Genomic DNA, 22,787 nt, shown 5'->3' with positions numbered 1-22,787 from the left:
GTGCGAAATGTTTCTAGTTTAAATTGAGAATGGTCACATTACTCAGGTAAAGGCTAGACAGTTCCTTTCGGAACTGAAGGGTTATATCGAAGAATCAAATGATGAGGTAACGCTCGGAAGGGTTCTCTCTTAGTCGAATAGCACTGGATTTAGTAAGAATGATTGTGTTATAAGCTCGGTGAAAAGGCGTGAGAAATTACCGTACCAGGTCCGCTGACGAAAGCCTACTCGAGGGAGTGGTGTAATTCATGATGCTTGAGTTGAATGAATATGGTGAGAATGCAAATAAACCGAAAAGAAATGGTTAAGCTGACGAACTTCTGAATGTACGGGTCTAGAACTGCGATACATAGAAATGTGTATATCACCAAATTGTGAGGTTAGATGTGGGTGAGTAAGACTAACTAATATGAAAATCCATGATACGTTACAGGCGTATGTATCTAACAGGCTTAGAGGAAGCACCTAAGTTCATTCTATAATAGATATAATTCAACGTTTTAAGCTGATAACGTGGAGGGCTTACTCCCCTAAGAAACGTTGACAAGGAAAGCAATAATGATACTAGTTACTGTATAACTTGCCTTTATATCAGTGAAAGTGGTGGCACAGTACCAATGAAGTGTCTAATCCACATGGAGGGATAGCCACTAGACTAATAAAGATTTATTCAACCAAGTAAGGCAGTTCTTTATCGATTAATAAGGTTCTTGTGAGACTAATAGAGGTTTAACTCCAAAAGGAGTCACCGACTTATTGAAACGGAAGAAACTGAGACACAATGAGTATTATAGTATGCAAGATTGTTTTGATACACTCTACGCTCAAAGTGTTTGTGGTCATCATTTCTATAACTTAACAGAATTAATGAGTTCTAAGGATAATATACGTCTTGCCTACCGAAACATCAAAAGAAATACAGGTAGCAAAACTGCGGGAATCGATAAATTAACAATTAATGATATTCTGCATTTACCAGTTGTAGATGTAATAGCTAAAGTTCAAGGTATGTTCAAATGGTATGAACCACAACCAGTTAGACGGGTTTTCATTCCAAAAGGAGTAGATAAAACTAGACCTTTAGGGATACCGACGATATGGGATAGAATTTTTCAACAATGTGTACTGCAAATTTTAGAGCCAATCTGTGAAGCTAAATTCCATAAACATAGTTATGGTTTTAGACCAAATCGCAACACTCATCATGCCAAAGCTAGACTTGAATTTCTCATTAACCAATCTGGACTACATTATTGTGTTGACGTAGATATTAAAGGTTTCTTCGATAATGTAAATCATAGCAAACTTTTAAAACAAATGTGGTCAATAGGCATTAGGGATAAATCCCTTCTTTCTATTATATCTAGGTTATTAAAAGCAGAGATTGTAGGAGAAGGTATTCCTACAAAAGGAACACCGCAAGGTGGTATTCTTTCACCTTTATTATCTAACATTGTGTTAAATGAATTGGATTGGTGGGTTAGTGACCAATGGGAAACATTTGAAAGCAATTATACGTATTCGACTAATGGTAGTAAGTATCAGCAATTAAAGAAATCGAGTTTGAAAGAGTGTTTTATTGTCCGTTATGCGGATGATTTTAAGGTGATGTGCCGAACAAGGTCACAGGCAATTAAAATAAATTATGCATTAAAAGAATTCTTGAAAAAGAGATTACACTTGGAGACGAGTGAAGAAAAATCAAAGGTCGTGAACTTAAAGAAAAACTCTTCAGAGTTTCTAGGATTTACAATAAAAGCCATAAGAAAAGGTAAGACCAGATTTGGTTTCGTAGCAAAGTCTGATATGTCAAAAAAGGCTAAAGCAAATGCCTTTCAAAAGATTAAAGAAGCGATAAAAGTAATCAAGAGAAAACCCTGCATTCAGACCGTTTGGAATTTTAATACCGTTGTAATGGGTATCCAAAACTATTACTCAGCTGCAACTCAAATTACAATTAACTTGAATGAGTTAAATCTATATCTACGCAAGACGTTATACAATCAACTAAAGAATATTCGAACAGAGGCAAGTTTTCATGAGATGTCAAAGACATTACAGAAGCGATACAAAGGATATAAGTCCAAACTATTTAAAATACAAAATATGGTCTTTGTCCCCATCCATGCGCAACGATGGAGAAAAACACTTGGTTTCTCCCAAGTGATATGTAACTATACTGCCGAAGGCAGAGCAAAAATTCACAATAGCCTAAAGGCTATCAATAAAAATACGCTTTCTTACGTCATGAGAAACTACATTCCAAACAGATCTATTGAATATAACGACAACAGAATAAGTAAGTTTATTGCCCAGTATGGCAAATGTGCAATTTTAGGTGAAGAATTAGGTATTATCGACTGGCATTGTCATCATATTAATCCTTTTCACATTTCAAAAGATGATAGCTACTCAAATTTAATAGTTTTGAATAAGGCTATACATCAACTTATACATTTGAAAGACAAAGTAAAAATTGAAAAGTTCCTAAAAGCTGTAAAGCTTACAAATAAGCAATTAGAAAAAGTAAATAACTTACGACTGAAATGTAACAATGAAATAATCTAACTTTGGAAAATCTTCACTCGGCTGCTTAAAACATAGAAAGAATAAATTGGATTAGTTGGAACGCCGTATGCGGTGAAAGTCGCACGTACGGTGTGAACAGGGGGAAAAGCCAGCGATAACTTCAAAGGCTTACCTATCTGTATGAAGAGTGTTGTTTAAATTGTGTTGAACAATCGGGCATATTGAGAGTGACAAGAAAACAGAATGAGTGACGCAAGGAATAAATGTTACTTACACTTTGCTGAGGGGGTACTTATGAAAATTCACTATTATTTAGGTTGGTTTGATAATTTTTTTCCAGAAGATCTGGGTAGGGTGTTACAGGAGGATATAACTGATAGAAAATCGCTGGCTATGATTAGCTCGAATCCTTCTATTTATGAAGATGATGGCGCTATTGAACGCTCGTGGCTCGATCAGGCTGGTATTATGTTTGATGAGTATCATTTAATTAATTACCGCGTACAGAAGGAAGATGCCCAAACGATAATTCAAAATGCTTCCGTCATTTTCTTGTTGGGTGGTAATATTCTTAATCAAAATGGTTTTTTGATGGAATATGAATTATCGGATTCGATTAAAAAAAGCAGCGCCGTTGTGATGGGAGCAAGCGCTGGAGCAATCAACATGTCCGCTAAATGGTTATGCTCGAAAAACTTTGGAGATGAAGTTGAAATGAGCTCTGTTTACGACGGAATTGGTCTTGACAATTTTTCCGTCCTGTCTCATTTTGACCTTGAAAATAACATTGCACTGGTTCAAAGCGAACTATCTCCCCTATCGGAAGAAATAAATATTTATGCGTCGAACAAAGATTGCGCTGTACGTGTAAAAGGAGACAAAATCGACGTTTTTGGCAATGTTTATTTAATTTCCAACTCAAAGATTCAGAAATTGGATGAGACGCTCTAGTTGTAGCAAAACGCTATGGCTTAATTGAATTAATTTTTTTATGCACCGTCTCTATTTTAAATTAAGTGAAGGAGAACTGGCACGAGTATTGAATATGCGTCTATTTTTTCTACTTCAACTAACGGATGCTTTAGTCAAGTAAGAGCAAAGTCTTTTAAGGCATTGCTCCTTTTACATTTAAAAGTACTTCTGATAATACTCTTTCCATAGCCTCCCGCTTAATTGAGCGTAGATCCTAGTTGTTTCACTTTTCTTATGCCCCATAAGACTTTGTATGACTTCTATGGGAGCTCCATTGTTCAATAAATGAGTTGCATAGCTGTGTCTAAGTTGGTGTGGATGAATATCTTTATTGATTTCAGCAACGATTTGATATCCGCTTGATGATGTATCGTATTTGGGCAACACTCATTTTATGTGGCTGCCTTACTGTCACGAAGATGGCAGGATTATTGTCAGTACGGCTTTTAATATAACGTTTAAGCCATATGTCACAACGCGTATTAAGGCTGTTTTCTCAAAGATTGTTGCTAAACGAAAGAATCAGATATTCAAAAGATAGTGGTATATTTTGGATTAAAGGAGAGAGCGAATGAAATAGTATAATTAAGCGTAATTCAACTTATTCGTAAGAGGTGCTGTGTTTGTTTAAAAAGAAAATATTAGTTGGACATTCAGAAGATGCTATTCTGGCAATTATCGAACAACTAGAGAAAAGTAACATTCCGTTTGAAATAGGAATTAAAGATATTTTAAAACGGTCGTCTGAAGAATACGAAGGTTTTTATAAAATCAAAGTTCAAAAGAAATGTGCTAAACAAGTAGAATCCATTGTTGCGCAGTATGTGTCGCAAGAAGATTTGAAGCATTGGTATAAAGTGGCGAAAAAGAAAAGTAGAAAATTAGAGAGAAAGGAAAAAGCTCTTTATTTGTTAGTAGCTTTTATATACTTTATAGCGGTAGCTGCCATCGAAATGGGTAAGAGCTTAGGATTGGAGATTGTTCCGTCTATCGGTTGCGCCGTGTTATTGATGGGTGGTATGTTTATGACGATAAAATTTTACAAAGAGATGAAAAAAGAATCGGGTGATTTGAGAGAGACCTATAAAGGGTCGATGATTGTCGGTATTGCTTTGATATTTTACGCCGTCACTTCTTTTATATCTGTATTTCGACTTTTTAGTTGGCATTCTTTAATTTACTTACTGCTTCTTTCACATATCTCCACATTTTAAACGATATTTTCAAAGGAGCAACAATCTATACGAAAATAGCCTAAAATAAACCTCCCTTTCCTTATCACCTTTTCCTCTAACGATTGCGGATTGATTGGACCAATTAATATGGTTCTTTTCTAACGCAACTATTTCTCCATTTCGGCAACCAGTAGAAAACATGAATTCGAAAATCGCTTTTTCCATTGCGGAATGACAGGATTCACGGAGGTGTTCAATCTCCCGTTCGGTTAAATACTTGGGTATCCGCATTCCTACTTTCGGTTCTTTAATTTTGGAAGTTGGATTCTTACTCAGGTATCCTTCTTTATGAGACCAACGAAAAAATGATTTCATAAAGCGGATACGATGTGCAAGACTGGTAGTTTTTAAGTGCTTGCCGGATATATCAAGATATTCCTTCAGTTTCAAGAAATTCCATCTCTATATCCTTAAAATAACCAATTAATAGAAAGACTATAACCGATAAGCCTTCAGTGTTTGAAAGCGAAAGCCCTCTATTCGTTTATCAGCTTCAAACAAAGTTCATGCTTTTGACAATAACAATTCCATTCCCCCTAAAATAGTAATATAAAAGGGATTATTGCCAACTTTATAGAATTCTAGACATAAGGAGTGATTTTACTAACGGGGCAGTTTAGTTGATGAAGAACTGTTACGTAGATTGTTTTTATGGAACAGTTCGTTTTAAATAACTTGCTAGTAGGATATTCTAGCCCTCATTTTGACGTTTTAACCATAAGGTGTTGCAGCGACAATAACTAGACCAACCGTCTATCGCATCAAAAAGAACTCGAAAAAGGAGTTTAGACCTCTTTTTTTGAGTTTTTTGTTTATTTATATACAATTTATCATTACAATGTCATCAGAAATAATTCCATCTTATTATCAATTCACGAATACTAAAAATTAATAAGAGCTATAATTAAAATCTTAAAACCCAAAAATTACTTATACTTGAATATAGGGAGGATAAATTACTTGGGTAATCTCACTCGTTTACGTACACAAGCTTTAATTAAAAATACATTCATGGATTTATTAAGTGAAAAACCATTCTCAGCAATTACAATAAATAACATTTGCGAAAAAGCAATGATTCATAGAAGTACCTTTTATCGTTATTATGATGACAAGTATGAACTTTTTAGTGATACACTAAATTTTATTACGATTACCCTCTTTGAACAAACTAAGCAAGGTTTGGATATAGAACACACATTATTTGAGGAAATAATCGAATATATAGATGTTAATCGCGCATTGTTTTTTAACGTTACCAGTAAAAATAATAGCCGTGAATTATACGACAAATTAATTCAACTTGGCTCGGAAATTTTATATAAAAATTCAATAAAATATAACGACCCACTTTCCGTGCAAATCCGAAACTCAGATTACCCAAAAGTACTCTGTGATTTCTACTGTAGTGGATTTTTTGAGATTATAAAAAAATGGATAAATAATGAATATCCATATTCAAAAGAAGAGCTTATTCTTATCGCTAATAATTTTCAAATCAATTGAACCAAATTAAGACGAATGTCTCATTTTAATACACATACTTATTTTTGTTTGTCGATTCCCTCCCAATCCTATGCTAGATTAATGAACATAACAAAGGAGGAAATGAAACATGAATAAAGTTTTTGATAAAGTGGGACACTTTATTATCAAATATGCAAAGATTAATATTGCATTTATATTATGTCTAACCATCTTTTTCGTATTTGGCATAACAAAACTTGAGATGAAGATGGGAAACGATGTATTTATAAGCAATACATCTGATGTTTATAAGGATACTACGACATATCAAAAGCATTTTGGTGGAGATGGAATATATGTAGTGCTTAGTGGAGATAGTAATAAGTTACTTTCACAAGAAACAAACAAAGCAATTGTAGAATTCACTAAAAAAGCAGAAGATATTAAAGATATTACAGGATCAACTCATTATGTCGGTTTATTAAATGAAATGTTATCCTCTCCTTCTTTTTCAGCATTCAATGCAGGAGAATCAAATATAAAATTAGAAACTGCCTTGAAACATTCTATTTCAAGCGAAAAAATGAACGAAATTAATAATAGCGTAAAAAGTAGCCTAACTGATGAGCAACGTGAAAAAATGGGTGTATTCATTCAACAACAACTGACCCCTGAACAAATGCAAGAAATACAAAAACAAATGCTTGCGCTAGATCATACTCCTACAGTTGATGAACAAGAGCAAATCATGCAAACTGTTTTAACTGAAAAACAAAACGATGAAGTTACAAAGTATATACTAAGCATCTTAACACAGCAACAAAAAGACGATATGCAAAAGTCTATAATCAAAGCTCTACCGAAGGTTCAAAATATGAAAAATGATTTACTTCATGAAATCATTTTTTCTGATAAAGGAAAAGTACCGGAACAATTCAAACAACTAATTCCTGAAAATGGGAAACATGTTGTGATTCAGCTTCATACATCTAATAATACAGAAATGATGACCTATGTACGTGTTAATAAAGAACTAAACAAACTCTTAGAAAATACGAATTTCAGTTCTGAATTAACAGTTAAAGTAGCTGGAATGCCAGCTATCTTAGGTGACATACAAGAAGAAGTTATAACAACTTTAGGAATCCTACTTGGTTTAGCTGTTATATTAATGATTGTCGTACTTTTTTTAGTATTCCCTGTAAGACGTCGTATTATTTCATTAGGTATCGTATTAATTGGGCTAATATGGACATTTGGTATCATGGGATGGGTTGGAATCCCGATTACACTCGCAACTATGGCAACATTACCAATTATTATTGGTCTCGGTACTGACTTTGGTGTTCAATTCCATAACAGATACGAAGAGGAATTTAGAGATAGCCAATTCCAAGCGAAACTTGCAACAATAAATGCAGTCCGCCATATTGGACCAGGTGTAGGAATTGCAGTTGTTATCATGAGTTTAAGTTTTTTAACAATGTTCTTATCTAAAGCGCCAATGATGCAACAATTTGGATTAACTCTAGCTATTGGTGTTTTATTCTGTTATGTTGTTGAATTAGTATTGATGTTCTCAACATTCTACTTATTAGATCGTAAAAAAACTGCGCTTAAATTAAAAAGCAATACAGATAAAGGCACAATGCTATCACGCTTCTTAAATAAATATGCTAATCTGGCTATGAAACTTGCAATTCCTATTTTAATTGTTTCAGTTATTCTATCTGGTCTTGGATTTATGGCAGAAAAGTCTATACCTACTGAAACAGACTTAACAAAAATGATTCCACAAAATATGGAGACATTAAAAAATACGAAACACTTACAAAAGATAGTTGGTTCTACAACATATATTACTTATTTAGTGGAAGCGAATGATGTCACGGAACCGAAAGTGATGTCTTGGATGCAAAATGAAAGTGAAAAGGTTGAAAACAAATATAAGGATGTTAGCGATGTTATATCACTTCCTAGTGTTATTTTACAAATCAATGGGAAAGGTAAATTACCAGAATCCACTTCACAGGTAACAAATGAACTCGAAAATGTACCAATTTCACTAAAAGGTACTGTTCTTAGTGATAATAAAAAATATGCAACCATTCAATTTCAAGTGAATCCAGAACTTTCTTCAGCTGAGCAGTTGAAATTGATGCATAAAATATCGGAAGATATGAAAGCGATAGATGGTGTGAAACTCAAACCTGCTGGTGCACAAGTTATGATGCTTTATGGTATCGATAATATCGGTGCCAATAAGGAGCTTATGATAGGTGCGGGACTTTCAATTATTTTTCTATCTTTATTAGTTGTGTATCGCCGCGTAAAACATGCTTTATATCCGTTGATACCAATTATTTTAGTATTAGGTTTCTCACCCGGTGCTTTAAAATTTCTCGATATTTCATATAATCCACTCACAACGGCGCTTAGCTGTCTTGTGCTTGGAATTGGTACAGAGTTTACTATTCTTATTATGGAAAGATTCCATGAAGAAGAAGAAAAAGGGTTGTCTGCTCAAGAAGCAATACGTGTTTCTCTTTCAAAAGTGGGGCAAGCAATTACTGCATCTGGGTTGACAGTAATTGTTGGATTTTCAACATTAATATTTATAAACTTCCCAGTTTTACGTGAATTTGGTATCACAACTGTTATTGATACAATACTTTCTTTATTCTGCGCTTTAACAATATTACCAGCTTTAATTGTTCTATTTCGAAAGCGTGAATAGATACCTTTGATAAGTTTAAATGAAACATGAGAAAATTCGTTTTAAAAAAGTTATTTGTCTTAATATTGTAAGACAGATAACTTTTTTTGTATTAATACAATATCAATCAATAGAGTGGCAAAACCTTCTTCAACTAACGGAGTGCTTTTCTTTTCTTGAAGAACATTGAGTTGCATATGCAGCTCTTTTTTTCTTTATTGAACTTACGGAGCAGGATCGCTCAACAAAAGGATCTGTTATGGTTAAAGATATGAAATAATAAGTAGAGGTAGGTCTACAGTGACTGTCACATCCGTATGAACCATTTGAGGTCACACCTCACTGGGGAGCTATTAATAATGGATTAGATGACCTTGTAGGGAATAAAGATATTGAAGAAACGACAGGCAGAAAATACAAAGTCAGCTACCTTTGCAAATGGCTGAAGAACAACAAGCTTTTAGAAAATAGCTAAAAAAGCATTCGGTTAACATATTTGTGCCGAATGCTTCTTCTTATTTAAAAATTTTTGTTAATAAAATCTTAAGTGGAAGAATGTTTTTGATTTCATCCCACCGAGTCATTTAAACCTTTTTCTAGAAAAATATACTCTATAGAAGATTTTGGCTTAATCTTCTTTTCGTAAAATGATGCCTGGGTTCTCTTTTTTCAATTTCAGTAAAAATTTTTCTTTTGTATTTACATCCTTCAACTTTTTTATATCTAATACTAAGGATCCTCTGTCATTTAGTTCTCTCGTATCTGAGACAATAAAAAGGTCAAATGACGCACCACTTTGTTTTATTAATTTTTGAACTTCGTATAAGCGGTCAACATCTTTTTCTTCAAAATTCTTAATATCCAAATGAGAAGTAGAATATAAAAAACCCCAAATATCATCTTTCTCTTCGTTAAAAAACACTCTAGGTTCATCATTAAATGATCCGTTAAATCCAAGTTTTTTGATTTCTGGAATAACTTTATCTAATTTGTGTAGTTCCGTATCCGCTGCTAATGCAGTTGAATAATTGTCTTTGATTAAGTGCTTATTTCTGTAATTCAATTTAGGCTCATCTTCCGATGAATACGAATTTACTGCAACAGTAAATTCTAATTCTTGATGGTCAACAGGAGAAACAACGTATGAATCCCTACCTAATTCTAACGAATTTTTATCCGAACTTTTTATTACGATGTCAAATCCGTGTGTATCTTTCACATAATCCTTAATTAATTTATCGTTAGAAAGAGAATTACATGCACCTAAAATAATCATTACTAAAATTAAAGAAAATACCATTAATACTTTTTTCAATTTTTATCCCCCCTCAGAATTATAGTATAAAATTACCAAGTAATAATAATTATACATCTTTTTAGAAATGTTTGCGCAAACATAGCATAGTACATTAAGTATTGATGGAGATTATTCAATTAGGACAGTTACATCTGGTTACGGATTGGAGAAATATGGTTTGTAAACTTTTGCATACAATGAAATAAATAGTTAGGGTGAGTATGGTGAAGGATAAAAAGGAACGTTTAAAAGAGTTGCTAGCCAAGCAAAAACAAAAAGAATTAAAAGAAGAGGAGAAAAGGGAATACGAAACAGTTTTAAAGGAAGTTCATGTGTTATTTCCAAATATTGTTTCTGAAGAGGAAGTAGAAATATTATCAAAAGAAGATTCGAAAAAAATAAAAGAAGAATTATTTAATGAATTTCCATTTGGTGCTAACGGAATTGAATGGACATTTATGTTTTACAAAACTATATTTTCTAACTTTGTTGATTATGAATGTGCATTAGCAGAACTAGTCATTAAAAATCATAAAGTGAATAAAGAAATTTGCTATATTATTGACCTTAACTCTCGACATGTCATTCAAACAAAACTGATTAGAATTATACATAGAATTGAAGAAGTTAGAAATTGGGACAGATATATTTATTCACCTCAAATTAAATTGGTGATTGAATTCCCCTCCAATGATATTGCTGTAGGATGGAAGAAATAAGCTTACACTTCAAATAACGGGGGCGATTTTTGTGCTAAAGGAACAGAATAGTCATTTTGTCGTAACTCAAGAAATAATTGAGAAAGATTTTCTATAGCAGCGCCTTGAAGCATGTTTATTCCCGACAATCATATAGTGTATATTGAGAATTATGAGTATTGGAATGAAAGGGGATTGCGTGGATAAATCTAAGTCGAATCAGGGCAAAAATTTAGATGAGAATGCGAAGGATCAGCAGCTAGAACAGTTTCGTGTCGATAATGAAGGAAAAAAGATGACGACGAATCAGGGGCTAAAAGTTTCGAATGATGAGGATTCGTTGAAGGCTGGCGTTCGTGGGCCAACCATTATGGAGGATTTTCACTTTCGAGAAAAAATGACGCATTTTGATCATGAACGTATTCCAGAGCGTGTAGTGCATGCGAGAGGTTTTGCGGCACATGGAGAATTTGAGCTGTACGAATCGATGAAAGAATATACGAAAGCAGGCTTTTTACAGGACCCTAATAAGAAAACACCTGTATTTGTAAGATTTTCAACTGTAGTTGGAAGCTTAGGATCGATGGATACTGCACGTGATGTTCGTGGTTTTGCGACGAAGTTTTACACGGATGAAGGCAATTATGATTTAGTAGGTAATAATATACCCGTCTTTTTTATTCAGGATGCGATTAAGTTTCCTGACTTAATTCATGCGGTAAAGCCTGAGCCTCACAATGAAATGCCACAAGCAGCCTCGGCACACGATACATTTTGGGATTTTGTGGCGAACAATCAGGAAATTGCGCATATGATTATGTGGCATATGTCAGATCGTGCAATACCTAGAAGTTTTCGAATGATGGAAGGGTTCGGTGTTCATGCTTTCCGTTTCGTCAATGACAAAGGAAAGTCGAGATTTGTGAAATTTCATTGGAAGCCTGTGTTAGGTGTACATTCACTCGTTTGGGATGAAGCGCAAATTATTGCTGGAAAGGATCCGGATTTTCAACGACGTGATTTATGGGAATCAATTGAGATCGGTGATTATCCAGAATACGAGCTTGGTGTACAAATGCTTGAGCCGGAGGACGAGTTTAAATTTGATTTTGATATTTTGGACGCAACTAAGCTTTGGCCCGAAGAGATAGTACCAGTTAAAAAGATTGGGAAAATGACCTTGAATCGTAATGTAGATAATGTTTTTGCAGAAACAGAGCAAGTCGCTTTTCATCCAGGAAATGTTGTGCCCGGCATAGACTTTACAAACGATCCACTTTTACAGGGCCGGCTATTTTCTTATTTAGATACACAGCTAATTCGTCTGGGTGGACCAAACTTTGCAGAAATACCGATTAATCGACCTGTTTGCCCAATTCATAACAATCAGCGCAATGGCTTTAGTCGACAAACGATTAATGTAGGTAAAGTGAGCTATCATAAAAATTCTTTGGCCAACAATTCACCTTCAACATCAACGGCAAGGGAAGGTGGCTTTGTTCATTATGAAGAAAAGGTTGAAGGACGTATTACACGAGCACGCAGTAAATCGTTTGACGATCATTTCTCCCAGGCAAGGCTGTTTTGGAATAGTATGTCGCCCCCTGAAAAACAACATATCATTGACGCCTTTAGTTTTGAGGTAGGGAAGGTGAAAAGTAAATCGGTTCGACAGCAGGTTGTCGATATGTTTGTCCGTGTTGACAAAGGAATGGCAACGACTGTGGCCGATAATATTGGTGTTAATCGTCCAAAAGGAGAGCAAGTAAATGTCACGTTATCATCACCTGCACTTAGCCAGGCAAATACAATAAAAATGCCACAAACACTTAAAGTAGGCGTGCTTATAGGTGATGGATTTGATGCAAATGAAGTTGGAGAAATGCTGAAATCTTTAACAAGACAGGGTGTTCGATACAGTATTATTTCCGACAAATTAGGGGTTGTTACTAGTAGTGATGGCGTACAGTTAACAGCAATTGACACATTTATAACTACTGATGCGGTACTATTTGACTCGTTGTATGTTGTAGGTGTAAAAGCAAAAAATCAGGCAAAGTTCAATTCTCATATTGTCAATTATATCAATGAAGCGTATAGACATTACAAACCAATCGGTATTGCTACAACCGGAACGACATTTTTTAATATGTCCAATGCCAATGTCGGGCCAGGCATTGTGTTAGCCACTGGCGACAAAGACTTCGCTAAAAAATTTGTCAACGCCATAGCTCAACAACGCTTTTGGGAACGCAATATTTATTAACTAATATTATTTTGCCTATGGGTATGGGGGATACCCGCGGAAGCAAGGTGAATACCCGCGAAAGCAGAGCGAATACCCGCGGAAGCAGAGTGAATACCCGCGAAAGCAAAGGGAATACCATGATCACAACTTATAATGAAAATTTCTCCTTGTTCTATTAAGAATAAGGAGAGATTTTTTTGCTTATTGCACGTTAAATTCAATTGTAGCTGATGGTTTGTACTCCGTTTTTTGTTCATTAGGGTCTTCTGTGTAAAAGTCAGTACTTCCTTTTACGATATAATGTCCTTTTGGAAAATGACCTTTCATTGTTTGTTTCATAAATTCAACGAGTTTAGGTTCGGAAAATTCGTCGTAACCGCCACCGCTCGTGTAGAACTCTTCGTAGGGCACATTTCGTTCAAGAATACGTGTAATTAGTGGAGTATTCATTGCACTAGGTATTTCAAAATTTCGTGTCGTCTCCTGCAAATTAAATCGAAATGGGGAGCCTCCATGGTAAATTGTTACGTTTTGTGCCTGCCCTACATATGTGAGTTTAGCCGTTATCTTTATAGGTTCTCCATCTGTGAAGGTAGGTTTTGCAATAGAAAGTTCATAAAGAAAGTCTTCCTGTTGTGTAGTAGCCGTTTGTGAATAGTTTTTACTTGGTGGGGGCTTAAATGCGTCTTTGTCCTGACAGGCGGTAACTAGTAGTAGCATAGAAAACAGCAGTAATAATATTTTAGGCATACAATCCTCCTTTTACAGTAGCTGACGATGGAGTAGATGAAATGTTACTAAATTCCTTGTAACATTTAAGACATTGCATTCAAATTTTGTAAATGCTATGGTGGGTAATGAGGTGATTTTTCGTGGGGAAATTTGATATTGCAATTATTGGTGCGGGGCCTGGGGGCTATGTAGCAGCTATTCATGCGGCAAAAAGTGGCAAGAAGGTTGCTTTAGTAGAGCGCGATAAAGTTGGAGGGGCTTGCTATAATGTCGGCTGTATTCCTTCGAAAATTATGTTAGAGCACAGTAAGCTTATTCAAGAAATAAACCGTGGTAATGACTGGGGCATTGAAACTCCTATAGTAAACGTGAATTTTCCACGATTGATGCAACGTAAGGACGCTATTATTGACGAGCTTTTAACAAATATTGAAGGCTTTATTTTGAGCAATCAAATTACTTTTTATCGAGGAGAAGCGGCAGTATCTAGTGACCTGACTGTAACAGTTGATAATGATGAATTTTCAGCTACGGATGTTATTTTAGCAACTGGAAGTAAACCATTTGTACCACCATTTGAAGGGTTAGAAACGTCTTCCTACTATACAACGGATACATTTTTTAGTCTTGAAGAACTGCCGAAGCAATTAACAATTATCGGTGGTGGTGTTATTGCAGTCGAGATGGCATTTAGTTTAGCGCCACTTGGAACAAAGGTGACGATGTTAAATCATAGTGAAGATATTTTACAGACGGAAGAGCCAGATGCGCGACCACTTATTCGTGAACAGATGAAAAAGCTTGGTATTGAGCTTGTAACGGATTTCCACTTTAAACATTTTAGTGGCAATGAGATTCATACTTCTAAAGGAATTTATACATATGAAAATCTTTTGTTTGCAACAGGTCGACGTCCAAATACGCAGATAGCTCAGCAGCTAGGTCTAGCATTTGATGGTCGTTTGATTGCTGTCAATGAGCATCTTGAAACGAGTCAGCCACATATTTATGCGATAGGTGACTTAGTAGGTGGTTACCAGCTAGCTCATTCAGCGAGTGCAGAGGGAATGTATGTTGTGGATCATATTTTAGGGAATAAGCCAGCATTGATTGATCAAACTTCGATTCCTCGCTGTGTTTATACACATCCTGAAATTGCGACATTTGGTTTGCTGGAAGAGCAGGTGAAAGAACCTTATACTGTTACTCAAATGCCTTTACATACAAACTCTAAGGCATTAATGGAAGGGAATACAGTGGGCTTTATAAAGCTTATTGCGACGAAAGAGGAAGGACGTATTTTAGGGGCTTGTGTTGTTGCTGATGGGGCAACAGAAATGTTAAATGCTATTTTAGCTACTAAAAATGCTGGCGGCACTGCCAAAACTCTCGCAAATATGATTTTCCCACATCCTACAGTATCAGAGCATATAGGGGATGCTACCAAAGCTATTTTTGGTAAAGCTATTCATCAATAAAGATTTCGAATACTACATTCATCAGCGGAAGGCTATCCTTCTCGTTGGGGGAATGTAGTTTTTTCTTTTCAGTAAAGTATCCATAACAATTTTGTAAAGCCTAATATCATTAGTCCAAATAAAATGGAGAGCGATTTAAATATAACAATATGATACTTCTTGGGAGCGAATTTATCAGAAATTAATAATACAACAGCTAATACCAAATCAATTAAAAGAATGTTTCAGCCCCTCCCGAAAAATCATCATCTTCTTCGTACTTTTTAAAAGCAATATAAAAAGCGTTCCCAGCAATAAATAATAAAACTAATGAGCATGCAAATAGCATTAATTTACTCATACAATTACATCTCTCCTAATGATTCGGTTGCACATAAAGGCCTCAACGCCTTCTTTGAAACTAGTTTCTCCCATGTCATTGCTCAATAAAGAAACGCCTGCCCAAATGTTTGTTCCTATGCTAATTATAATAAGCATTTGTACAGGCTTCAAATAGCGAAATTTATCCTTATCTGAACAATCTAAAAATTCTGTTGACTTTGTGTTTTATTATGTTATGTTAATTCTATAAGAATACTTGGTTTTAAATTCGAGTTAACTAGAGGGCTTCTTTTTACGTAACGGATATTCTACGAACTAAAACATAGGAGCTTTTTTTTATCTTTATCATGTGAAGATTCATAAGGACTTAAGGAGGATGGAAAATGAGATTAGGATTTTGGTTACCGATTTTCGGAGGATGGTTACGTAATGTAGAAAATGAGAATATGCCTGCGACATTTGATTATGCAAAACAGGTTATTCAAACAGGAGAAAAACTTGGCTTTGATGCGACGCTTATTGCCGAGCTATATTTAAATGATATTAAGGGAATGAATGCTGATGTGCTTGAGGCGTGGTCAACCGCCGCGGCTTTAGCAGCAGTGACTGAAAAGATTGAAATATTGGCTGCAGTTCGGCCAGGCTATCATAATCCAGCGGTGATGGCAAAAGTAGCCGCAAATATTGATCAAATTGCTAATGGTCGTTTTACTTTGAATGTAGTTTCTGCTTGGTGGGAAGAAGAAGCAAAGCAATATGGTGGTTATTTTACAGAGCATGGAGAACGTTATGACCGCACAGAGGAATTTATTGAGGTTTTAAAAGGTTTATGGATAGAAGAAACATTCAGTTATGACGGTAAATATTACAAAATAGAAAATGCACATTTATCTCCTAAGCCAGTTCGAAAACCATACCCAAGACTTTACGCAGGTGGGGAAAGTGATCGCGGTAAAGAGGCAATTACAAAATCATGTGACGCCTATGTGATGCATGGTGGAACAGTAGAGGAAATCGGGGCTAAAATTAAGGAAATGCTTGACCGTCGAAAAGCAATTGGAAAAGGACCGTTCGAAACTTTCGGGATGGCTGCATATGTCATTGTACGTGATTCAGAAGAAGAAGCACTTGCTGAACTAGCCCGAATTACCAATGTAGAGGATGCGGCAGGGTATGCAGGCTTTAATGACTTCACTAGTAAATCAAAGTTAGAGCAACAAATTACACTACAAGATTATTCAGTTTCAAACAGAGGGCTAAGACCAAATTTAGTAGGCACACCTCAGCAAGTGGCTGAGCGCATTTTAGCTTATGAAGAAGTTGGTGTAAATCTCTTGCTCCTTCAATTCTCTCCACATCTAGAGGAAATGGAACGTTTTGCAAGAGATGTTATGCCTTTAGTGAAAACAAAATCAGCCATCATTCAGTAAGGAGCGATACTATGACTGCGAAAATTTATGTTATTCATGAAAATGATGAGTGGACAATTCATTTAACAAATCGTTTAGAGGAACTAAACTTACCCTATGAGGTTTGGCATTTGGCGAAAGGGTTGATCGACCTATCAAAAGAGCCACCACAAGGAATTTTTTATAGTCGTATGAGTGCTTCATCACATACGAGGGGGCATACATTTGCACCTGAACTAACGGAGGCAGTGCTCGCCTGGCTAGAGTATCATGGCCGTCCAGTTATTAATGGAAGCCGTGCCTTAAGATTAGAAGTAAGTAAGGTCAACCAATATTGTGCACTTGAAGCTGTTGGCATTCAAACACCTAAAACAATTGCGACAGTTGGTAAATCGCAGCTAATAGAAGCGGCAAGAACAATTGGTACAACACCATTTATTACGAAGCATAATCGAGCAGGAAAAGGGCTTGGGGTACAACTGTTTCATTCAGTTGAAGCGTTAGAAGCATATGTAAATAGTGATACTTTTGAATCGCCTATAGATGGTATTACACTTATTCAACAATATATAAAATCCCCAGATTCTTATATTACGCGATGTGAATTTGTTAGTGGTAAATTTTTATATGCAGTTCGTGTAGATACATCAGAAGGATTTGAACTTTGTCCTGCTGATAGCTGTCAAATAGTGGATCAATTTTGCCCAGTAGGTGAAACAGCAACTATGAAATCAAAATTTCAAATTATAGACAGTTTTTCAGAGGAGCTTATAGGGCGATATGAAGAATTTTTAGGGAAAAATAAAGTAAGTGTCGCAGGGATTGAGTCGATTATCGATGAAGAAGGTAATATTTTTACATATGACGTAAATACTAACACAAACTATAATGCAGAAGCTGAAAAAGCTGTAGGAAAATATGGCATGTTAGCTGTGGCCAAATACTTAGGGGATACATTACGTCAATATGAAAAGACATTGCAATTTTCGTAAGGACTATGTAAAGGGGAGTGGTTAATTTGATAAAAGCAGTTATTATTAATGGTAGTAATTCGAGAAATTCACGCGTGACAGCTATTCATGATAAGGTGGAAAACTCTTTAAAGGTACAAGGAATAGCAGTACACACAAATTACGTACATGAACTGCCAGCTGAGGACTTAATTACGGCTAATTTTGCAAGTGAGGCCATCACTTCAGAAAATAAACAAGTTGAAGAAGCAGATATTATCGTGCTTTTGACGCCTATTTATAAAGCATCATATTCAGGAATACTTAAAACTTATTTGGACTTACTGCCGCAAAAAGCATTGCAAGGGAAAATTATCTTACCAATTGCTGTAGGTGGCTCTATAGGACATTTACTCGCATTAGAATATGCATTAAAACCAATATTAGCTGTATTAGGGGCAACAAATATTGCGCATTCTGTCTATATTGTTGATAAACAAATTATTCGGCTTGAAGATGGAAGCTTTGCCATCGAGGAAGAAGCAATTAACCGACTTGATGTAGAATTAAAACAATTACAGCAAATTGTATTGGTAAACTGAGGAGTCGCCCTTGTATTCCGATAAAAGCTAAAGTTGTTCCGATAAATCTTCAATGAATTCATAAAGACATCAACAACTTTTGGTGATGAGACATGAAGTACAAAATAGCGCATTATAGGAAATAACCACCTCCTATAATGCGCTATTTTTAATTAGCTTCAGGTTCTTCTTTTTTCTCAATCGGTGTTGTAGTGAGATATAAGAAAGCCTCATCTTGCAATAGCAATATTTTTTCTTCACAAATACCGTGCGCCAATGGTCCAGAAAAAATGGACTCCCACCAAGTTCCTGTTGTTATTGTCATTCATCTACGCCCCCGTTTCAATTTTCCGATATGTAGTTGTAAATTTCTCGAAATCACAAAACCGTCTACAGTTCAGACATATTCTTTACACATCCCCTATTTAGAAAGAGGAATTTTGGTTGTTAATGTTGTATCGTATAGACAAAGATAGTTTGTTTCGAAATGAAAAAACTATGTATGCCATTTTAAAAAAAGGGGTGCTTTTATTATGAATTTTACGACACAAGATGTAGAAAATATGATTACAGAGCAACGTCAATTTTATTTTTCTCGAGCAACGAAGAGTACAAAATTTCGAAAAGAGCAATTACTAAAACTGAAGAAAACGATTTTAAAATATGAAAAAGAAATTTTGAATGCTCTATATTTAGATTTACGTAAGAGTGAGTTTGAGGCATATGCAACAGAAATTGGCATTGTTTTAGATAGTATTTCTTATATGGTAAAGCATGTTGAAGAGTGGATGAAACCTGAAGCTGTAAAAACACCGATTCAATACCAGGTGGGAAAAAGCTTTATTGTAAGAGAACCATTTGGCGTAACATTAATCATTGGTCCTTTTAATTATCCATTTCAACTTGTTATGGAGCCATTAATCGGTGCAATTGTTGGTGGTAATACGGCTATTGTAAAACCATCAGAAACATCTGTGCATACAGCAGCAATCGTTAAAAAGATAATTGAAGAAACGTTTAATCCTTCATACGTGCGTGTTGTAGAAGGAGAGAAAGATGAAGTGACGGCACTTATTCATGCATCCTTTGACTATATATTTTTTACAGGAAGTGTGGCAGTCGGCAAAGTTGTTGCAAAGGCAGCGGCAGAACGATTAACACCAATTGCCCTCGAACTTGGCGGGAAAAGTCCTGCAATTGTCGATCAAACAGCCAATTTAGAAGTAGCGGCAAAAAGAATTGCATGGGGGAAATTCACAAATACTGGACAAACTTGTGTAGCACCAGACTATGTCCTTGTCCATAAAGAAGTTTATGACCGATTTATGAAAATATTGAAAGCAACTATTCGTTCTTTCTATGGGAAAAACGCAATAAAAAGCCCTGACTACGGCCGTATTGTCAATCTAAGACAATTTGATCGCTTACAACAAATTATTGTAGAAGAACGTGATGCCATCACATTTGGTGGTAGAACAGATCGTGATGATTTGTATATGGAGCCTACCATTATTGAATATGTGAAATGGTCAAGTCCTTCGATGCAGGATGAACTATTTGGTCCAATTTTACCTGTGATGATGTATGATGATTTACCGCTAGCCATTCACCAAATTCGTCAGTTACCAAAGCCTTTAGCGGCGTATTTTTTCTCCGAGCATGAGAAAGCTATCCAGTACTTTTTAGAGGAATTACCATTTGGTGGCGGGTGTATAAATGATACGATTACACATGTTGGGAATTTACATTTGCCATTTGGTGGTGTCGGGTCATCAGGGGTAAAAGCCTACCATGGGAAGGCAAGTTTTGAGAACTTTACACATCCAAAATCAATATTAAAAAAATCTTCTAAGTTAGAGACAAATGTTCTCTTTCCCCCTTATAAACAAAAGGTTAAGCTTGTGAGAACTATAATGAAATAGTAAAAGGAGGTGTCGAATCACTAAAGATTCTTGACACCTCACTTTTTTTAGGGACAATGTTAGTTGTCGATAAATGTCGTTTTTTATAAAGTAAGTACATTTCGAGCTTTCAAGCCTTATATAACTGTTGAGGGGAGACACGGGTTGAAAACTGTTAAAGAGTGCAGAAAAGGAACGACGGCTAAAAGCAACTGATAATGGTCTTTTGACTAGCTAGATGGTGCAACTGCGCGTTGCTTCAAATAGGTCATCGGATGTGCCGAGTAGACGCTCAGTTGGATGGAAATCAATCCCACGCGATGGTGATGGGCGAAATTTTATTGAAATATTAAAGATATATTAAAATGATAGCGTTTTCATCGGAAAAACGTCCTAACAAGCATTTTCTTTATGGGCGAATAAGTAGTAAAATAAATTCAATAGATTGTGGGGGACTCATCTTGTCATTTATTGTCGAATAAACAACAAATGATGAGATGAATGTAGAGATTGAATGGAGGACTATGAAATGTATGCAGAGGAATTGTTGAATGCATTACCTTTGAAAAAAATAATTGGAGTGCTACCTGATCAAGTGACTGATATAGTAATTGATTCACGTAGTGTGCAACCAAATAGTATGTTTGTTTGTATTAAAGGTTATACGGTAGATGGTCATGAATATGCACAGAAAGCTGTTGAAGGTGGCGCAACAATTGTTGTGACAGAACGACAGTTACCATTAGAAGAAACGATTGCGCAAGTCATCGTGAAAGATACGGATCGAGCAGTTGGCTTGTTAGCTGCAAAGTTTTTTGACTATCCATCAAAAGATATGGCGATGATTGGTGTAACCGGAACAAATGGAAAAACATCAGTAACAGGTATTATTCAAAACATCATGCATGGTATGGGCGAGAAATCCGCGCTATCAGGGACAATCGGCTTTAATTTAAATGGTATTTTATATGAATCAGCCAATACTACAAGCGATGCATTATCGACTCAACAAATGATTTTCCGTGCAAAAATGGAAGGCTGCCGATTAATGACTATGGAGGTATCTTCACACGGTTTAGCACTTGGACGTCTAGCTGGCGTAGAATATGATGTAGCTATTTTTACAAATCTTACACATGACCATCTTGATTTCCATGGAACGATGGAGGAATATGGCCATGCGAAAGGCTTATTATTCTCTCAACTAGGACAAGACTTAGAAAAGAATAAATTTGTCGTATTAAATGCTGATGATGCTTGGTCAGAACGCTATGCAGCGATGACACCATTCCCAGTATGGACATATGGTTTGAACAATGAAACAGCTGATTTCCGAGCTATTAACTGTGAGTATCATGATTTCATGACTTCTTTTGACGTTGAAACGCCAGAGGGAATATACCGTGTGAAAATGCATTTACTTGGGGAATTTAATATATACAATGTACTTGCCGCTATGGTAGCTTTTTATGGACGTGGTTATTCAATTGAAACAATTATTGAGCAAATTGAGCAAATACCACCAGTAAAGGGACGTATGGAGAAAGTTTGCTCAGATTTACCGGTGCAGATGTTTATTGATTATGCACATACACCTGATGCAATTGAAAAGGCGATTTCTTCAGCTCAACCATATAAAAAAGGTAAGCTTATTTTCTTAGTTGGCACAGGCGGCAATCGTGATAAATCGAAACGTCCAACAATGGCAGAAAAGGCATCAGCCGCTGATTATGTTATTTTAACGACAGATGACCCGCGCTATGAAGAGTACGATAGTATTACAGGTGATCTTGCCAAAGGGATGTTACATGAAAATTATGCATGTATAGGAGACCGCGCTGAAGCCGTGCGCCATGCGATTGAGGTTGCTGAACCAGGAGATATCATTATTTTCGCTGGTAAAGGACATGAAGATTATCAAATTATTGAGAATACTAAATATCCACATAGTGATGCGGATATTGCAATAGAAGCTGGCCAATTAAAATTTGTATAATATATGATCTCCAATTAGGATTTTAGAGTGTATGATAGTGTGAACGTAATGCATGTAGCCATGCGATAAGTTCACCATACTTAGAAACCCCTTTTAGTCTAAGGGGTTTTCTTTTTGGGCTAACATGAAGGTGAATGTATGGAAAGAAAATAATCATCATCGGAGTGTTTGAGGAACTATCTACATTGGACCTAGCTAAGTATTCTTTGGGGAATTCATGTAAAAAGGTTGTAAGAAAGGCAAGTCTTCTTTTATTA

The 22,787-nt window shown here is 35.7% G+C and carries 18 protein-coding genes and 1 pseudogene; 13 read left to right on the top strand and 6 right to left on the bottom strand.

What is annotated here, in order from left to right:
• The first annotated feature begins 795 nt into the window (after positions 1-795).
• A complete protein-coding gene (gene ltrA, locus ABE34_RS10305) occupies positions 796-2,568 on the top strand; it encodes a group II intron reverse transcriptase/maturase (protein WP_197139928.1) in 1,773 nt (590 codons plus the stop codon).
• Positions 2,569-2,823: 255 nt separating this feature from the next.
• Complete coding sequence (locus ABE34_RS10300) at positions 2,824-3,480, top strand: Type 1 glutamine amidotransferase-like domain-containing protein (RefSeq protein ID WP_197142284.1); 657 nt, start codon at positions 2,824-2,826, stop codon at positions 3,478-3,480.
• Positions 3,481-3,657: 177 nt separating this feature from the next.
• Here the strand turns inward: ABE34_RS10300 and ABE34_RS10295 are convergent.
• Positions 3,658-3,985: pseudogene (locus ABE34_RS10295) on the bottom strand (tyrosine-type recombinase/integrase); the annotation flags it as partial.
• A gap of 139 nt (positions 3,986-4,124) precedes the next feature.
• Here ABE34_RS10295 and ABE34_RS10290 point away from each other — a divergent pair.
• Complete coding sequence (locus tag ABE34_RS10290; protein WP_197142280.1) at positions 4,125-4,715, top strand: hypothetical protein; 591 nt, start codon at positions 4,125-4,127, stop codon at positions 4,713-4,715.
• 9 nt (positions 4,716-4,724) lie between these two features.
• On the opposite strand, the gene ABE34_RS25040 is transcribed toward ABE34_RS10290, so the two are convergent.
• Entirely contained in the window at positions 4,725-4,967 is a 243-nt protein-coding gene (locus ABE34_RS25040; RefSeq protein ID WP_276569491.1) for a tyrosine-type recombinase/integrase, read from the bottom strand.
• Positions 4,968-5,696: 729 nt separating this feature from the next.
• On the opposite strand from ABE34_RS25040, the gene ABE34_RS10280 reads away from it, so the two are divergent.
• Together ABE34_RS10280 and ABE34_RS10275 are read left to right on the top strand one after the other, a co-directional pair.
• Positions 5,697-6,242: a TetR/AcrR family transcriptional regulator C-terminal domain-containing protein gene (locus tag ABE34_RS10280; RefSeq protein WP_197142275.1), complete on the top strand. Its 546-nt coding sequence runs from the start codon at positions 5,697-5,699 to the stop codon at positions 6,240-6,242.
• Positions 6,243-6,351: 109 nt separating this feature from the next.
• Entirely contained in the window at positions 6,352-8,940 is a 2,589-nt protein-coding gene (locus ABE34_RS10275) for a hydrophobe/amphiphile efflux-3 (HAE3) family transporter (protein ID WP_197142274.1), read from the top strand.
• Between the two features lie 607 nt (positions 8,941-9,547).
• On the opposite strand, the gene ABE34_RS10270 is transcribed toward ABE34_RS10275, so the two are convergent.
• On the bottom strand, positions 9,548-10,234 hold the full coding sequence (locus ABE34_RS10270) for a hypothetical protein (protein WP_197142270.1): 687 nt from the start codon (positions 10,232-10,234) through the stop codon (positions 9,548-9,550).
• Between the two features lie 203 nt (positions 10,235-10,437).
• Here ABE34_RS10270 and ABE34_RS10265 point away from each other — a divergent pair, with 203 nt between their 5' ends.
• Both ABE34_RS10265 and ABE34_RS10260 read left to right on the top strand, forming a co-directional pair.
• Positions 10,438-10,935, top strand: coding sequence for a hypothetical protein (locus tag ABE34_RS10265; protein WP_197142268.1), 498 nt, complete (start codon positions 10,438-10,440; stop codon positions 10,933-10,935).
• A 163-nt stretch (positions 10,936-11,098) separates the two neighbouring features.
• Complete coding sequence (locus ABE34_RS10260; RefSeq protein WP_197142266.1) at positions 11,099-13,180, top strand: catalase; 2,082 nt, start codon at positions 11,099-11,101, stop codon at positions 13,178-13,180.
• A gap of 183 nt (positions 13,181-13,363) precedes the next feature.
• Here ABE34_RS10260 and ABE34_RS10255 read toward each other — a convergent pair whose 3' ends face one another.
• Positions 13,364-13,912: a hypothetical protein gene (locus tag ABE34_RS10255; RefSeq protein WP_197142264.1), complete on the bottom strand. Its 549-nt coding sequence runs from the start codon at positions 13,910-13,912 to the stop codon at positions 13,364-13,366.
• 122 nt (positions 13,913-14,034) lie between these two features.
• On the opposite strand from ABE34_RS10255, the gene lpdA reads away from it, so the two are divergent.
• On the top strand, positions 14,035-15,372 hold the full coding sequence (gene lpdA, locus ABE34_RS10250) for a dihydrolipoyl dehydrogenase (RefSeq protein ID WP_197142262.1): 1,338 nt from the start codon (positions 14,035-14,037) through the stop codon (positions 15,370-15,372).
• A 211-nt stretch (positions 15,373-15,583) separates the two neighbouring features.
• Here lpdA and ABE34_RS25420 read toward each other — a convergent pair whose 3' ends face one another.
• On the bottom strand, positions 15,584-15,712 hold the full coding sequence (locus ABE34_RS25420) for a hypothetical protein (RefSeq protein WP_276569490.1): 129 nt from the start codon (positions 15,710-15,712) through the stop codon (positions 15,584-15,586).
• A 364-nt stretch (positions 15,713-16,076) separates the two neighbouring features.
• On the opposite strand from ABE34_RS25420, the gene ABE34_RS10245 reads away from it, so the two are divergent.
• Genes ABE34_RS10245 through ssuE form a run of 3 tightly spaced genes read left to right on the top strand, consistent with a single transcriptional unit; the run spans position 16,077 to position 18,654 of the window.
• Positions 16,077-17,123 (top strand): LLM class flavin-dependent oxidoreductase, encoded by a 1,047-nt coding sequence (locus ABE34_RS10245; RefSeq protein WP_197142260.1) that lies wholly within the window; start codon positions 16,077-16,079, stop codon positions 17,121-17,123.
• An 11-nt stretch (positions 17,124-17,134) separates the two neighbouring features.
• Positions 17,135-18,094: an ATP-grasp domain-containing protein gene (locus tag ABE34_RS10240; protein WP_197142259.1), complete on the top strand. Its 960-nt coding sequence runs from the start codon at positions 17,135-17,137 to the stop codon at positions 18,092-18,094.
• A gap of 26 nt (positions 18,095-18,120) precedes the next feature.
• Positions 18,121-18,654, top strand: a complete 534-nt coding sequence (gene ssuE, locus ABE34_RS10235) for an NADPH-dependent FMN reductase (RefSeq protein ID WP_197142258.1) — start codon at positions 18,121-18,123, stop codon at positions 18,652-18,654.
• A 148-nt stretch (positions 18,655-18,802) separates the two neighbouring features.
• Here the strand turns inward: ssuE and ABE34_RS10230 are convergent, their stop codons facing one another.
• Entirely contained in the window at positions 18,803-18,958 is a 156-nt protein-coding gene (locus ABE34_RS10230) for a hypothetical protein (protein ID WP_197142257.1), read from the bottom strand.
• Positions 18,959-19,166: 208 nt separating this feature from the next.
• Here ABE34_RS10230 and ABE34_RS10225 point away from each other — a divergent pair, with 208 nt between their 5' ends.
• Together ABE34_RS10225 and ABE34_RS10220 are read left to right on the top strand one after the other, a co-directional pair.
• On the top strand, positions 19,167-20,555 hold the full coding sequence (locus ABE34_RS10225; protein ID WP_197142256.1) for an aldehyde dehydrogenase: 1,389 nt from the start codon (positions 19,167-19,169) through the stop codon (positions 20,553-20,555).
• Between the two features lie 508 nt (positions 20,556-21,063).
• A complete protein-coding gene (locus ABE34_RS10220) occupies positions 21,064-22,530 on the top strand; it encodes a UDP-N-acetylmuramoyl-L-alanyl-D-glutamate--2,6-diaminopimelate ligase (protein ID WP_079559627.1) in 1,467 nt (488 codons plus the stop codon).
• The last annotated feature ends 257 nt before the right edge of the window (positions 22,531-22,787 follow it).

This window comes from Lysinibacillus sphaericus, assembly GCF_015844675.1.
GTDB lineage: Bacteria > Bacillota > Bacilli > Bacillales_A > Planococcaceae > Lysinibacillus > Lysinibacillus sphaericus_E.
This window is presented reverse-complemented; position numbering and strand designations above follow the sequence as displayed.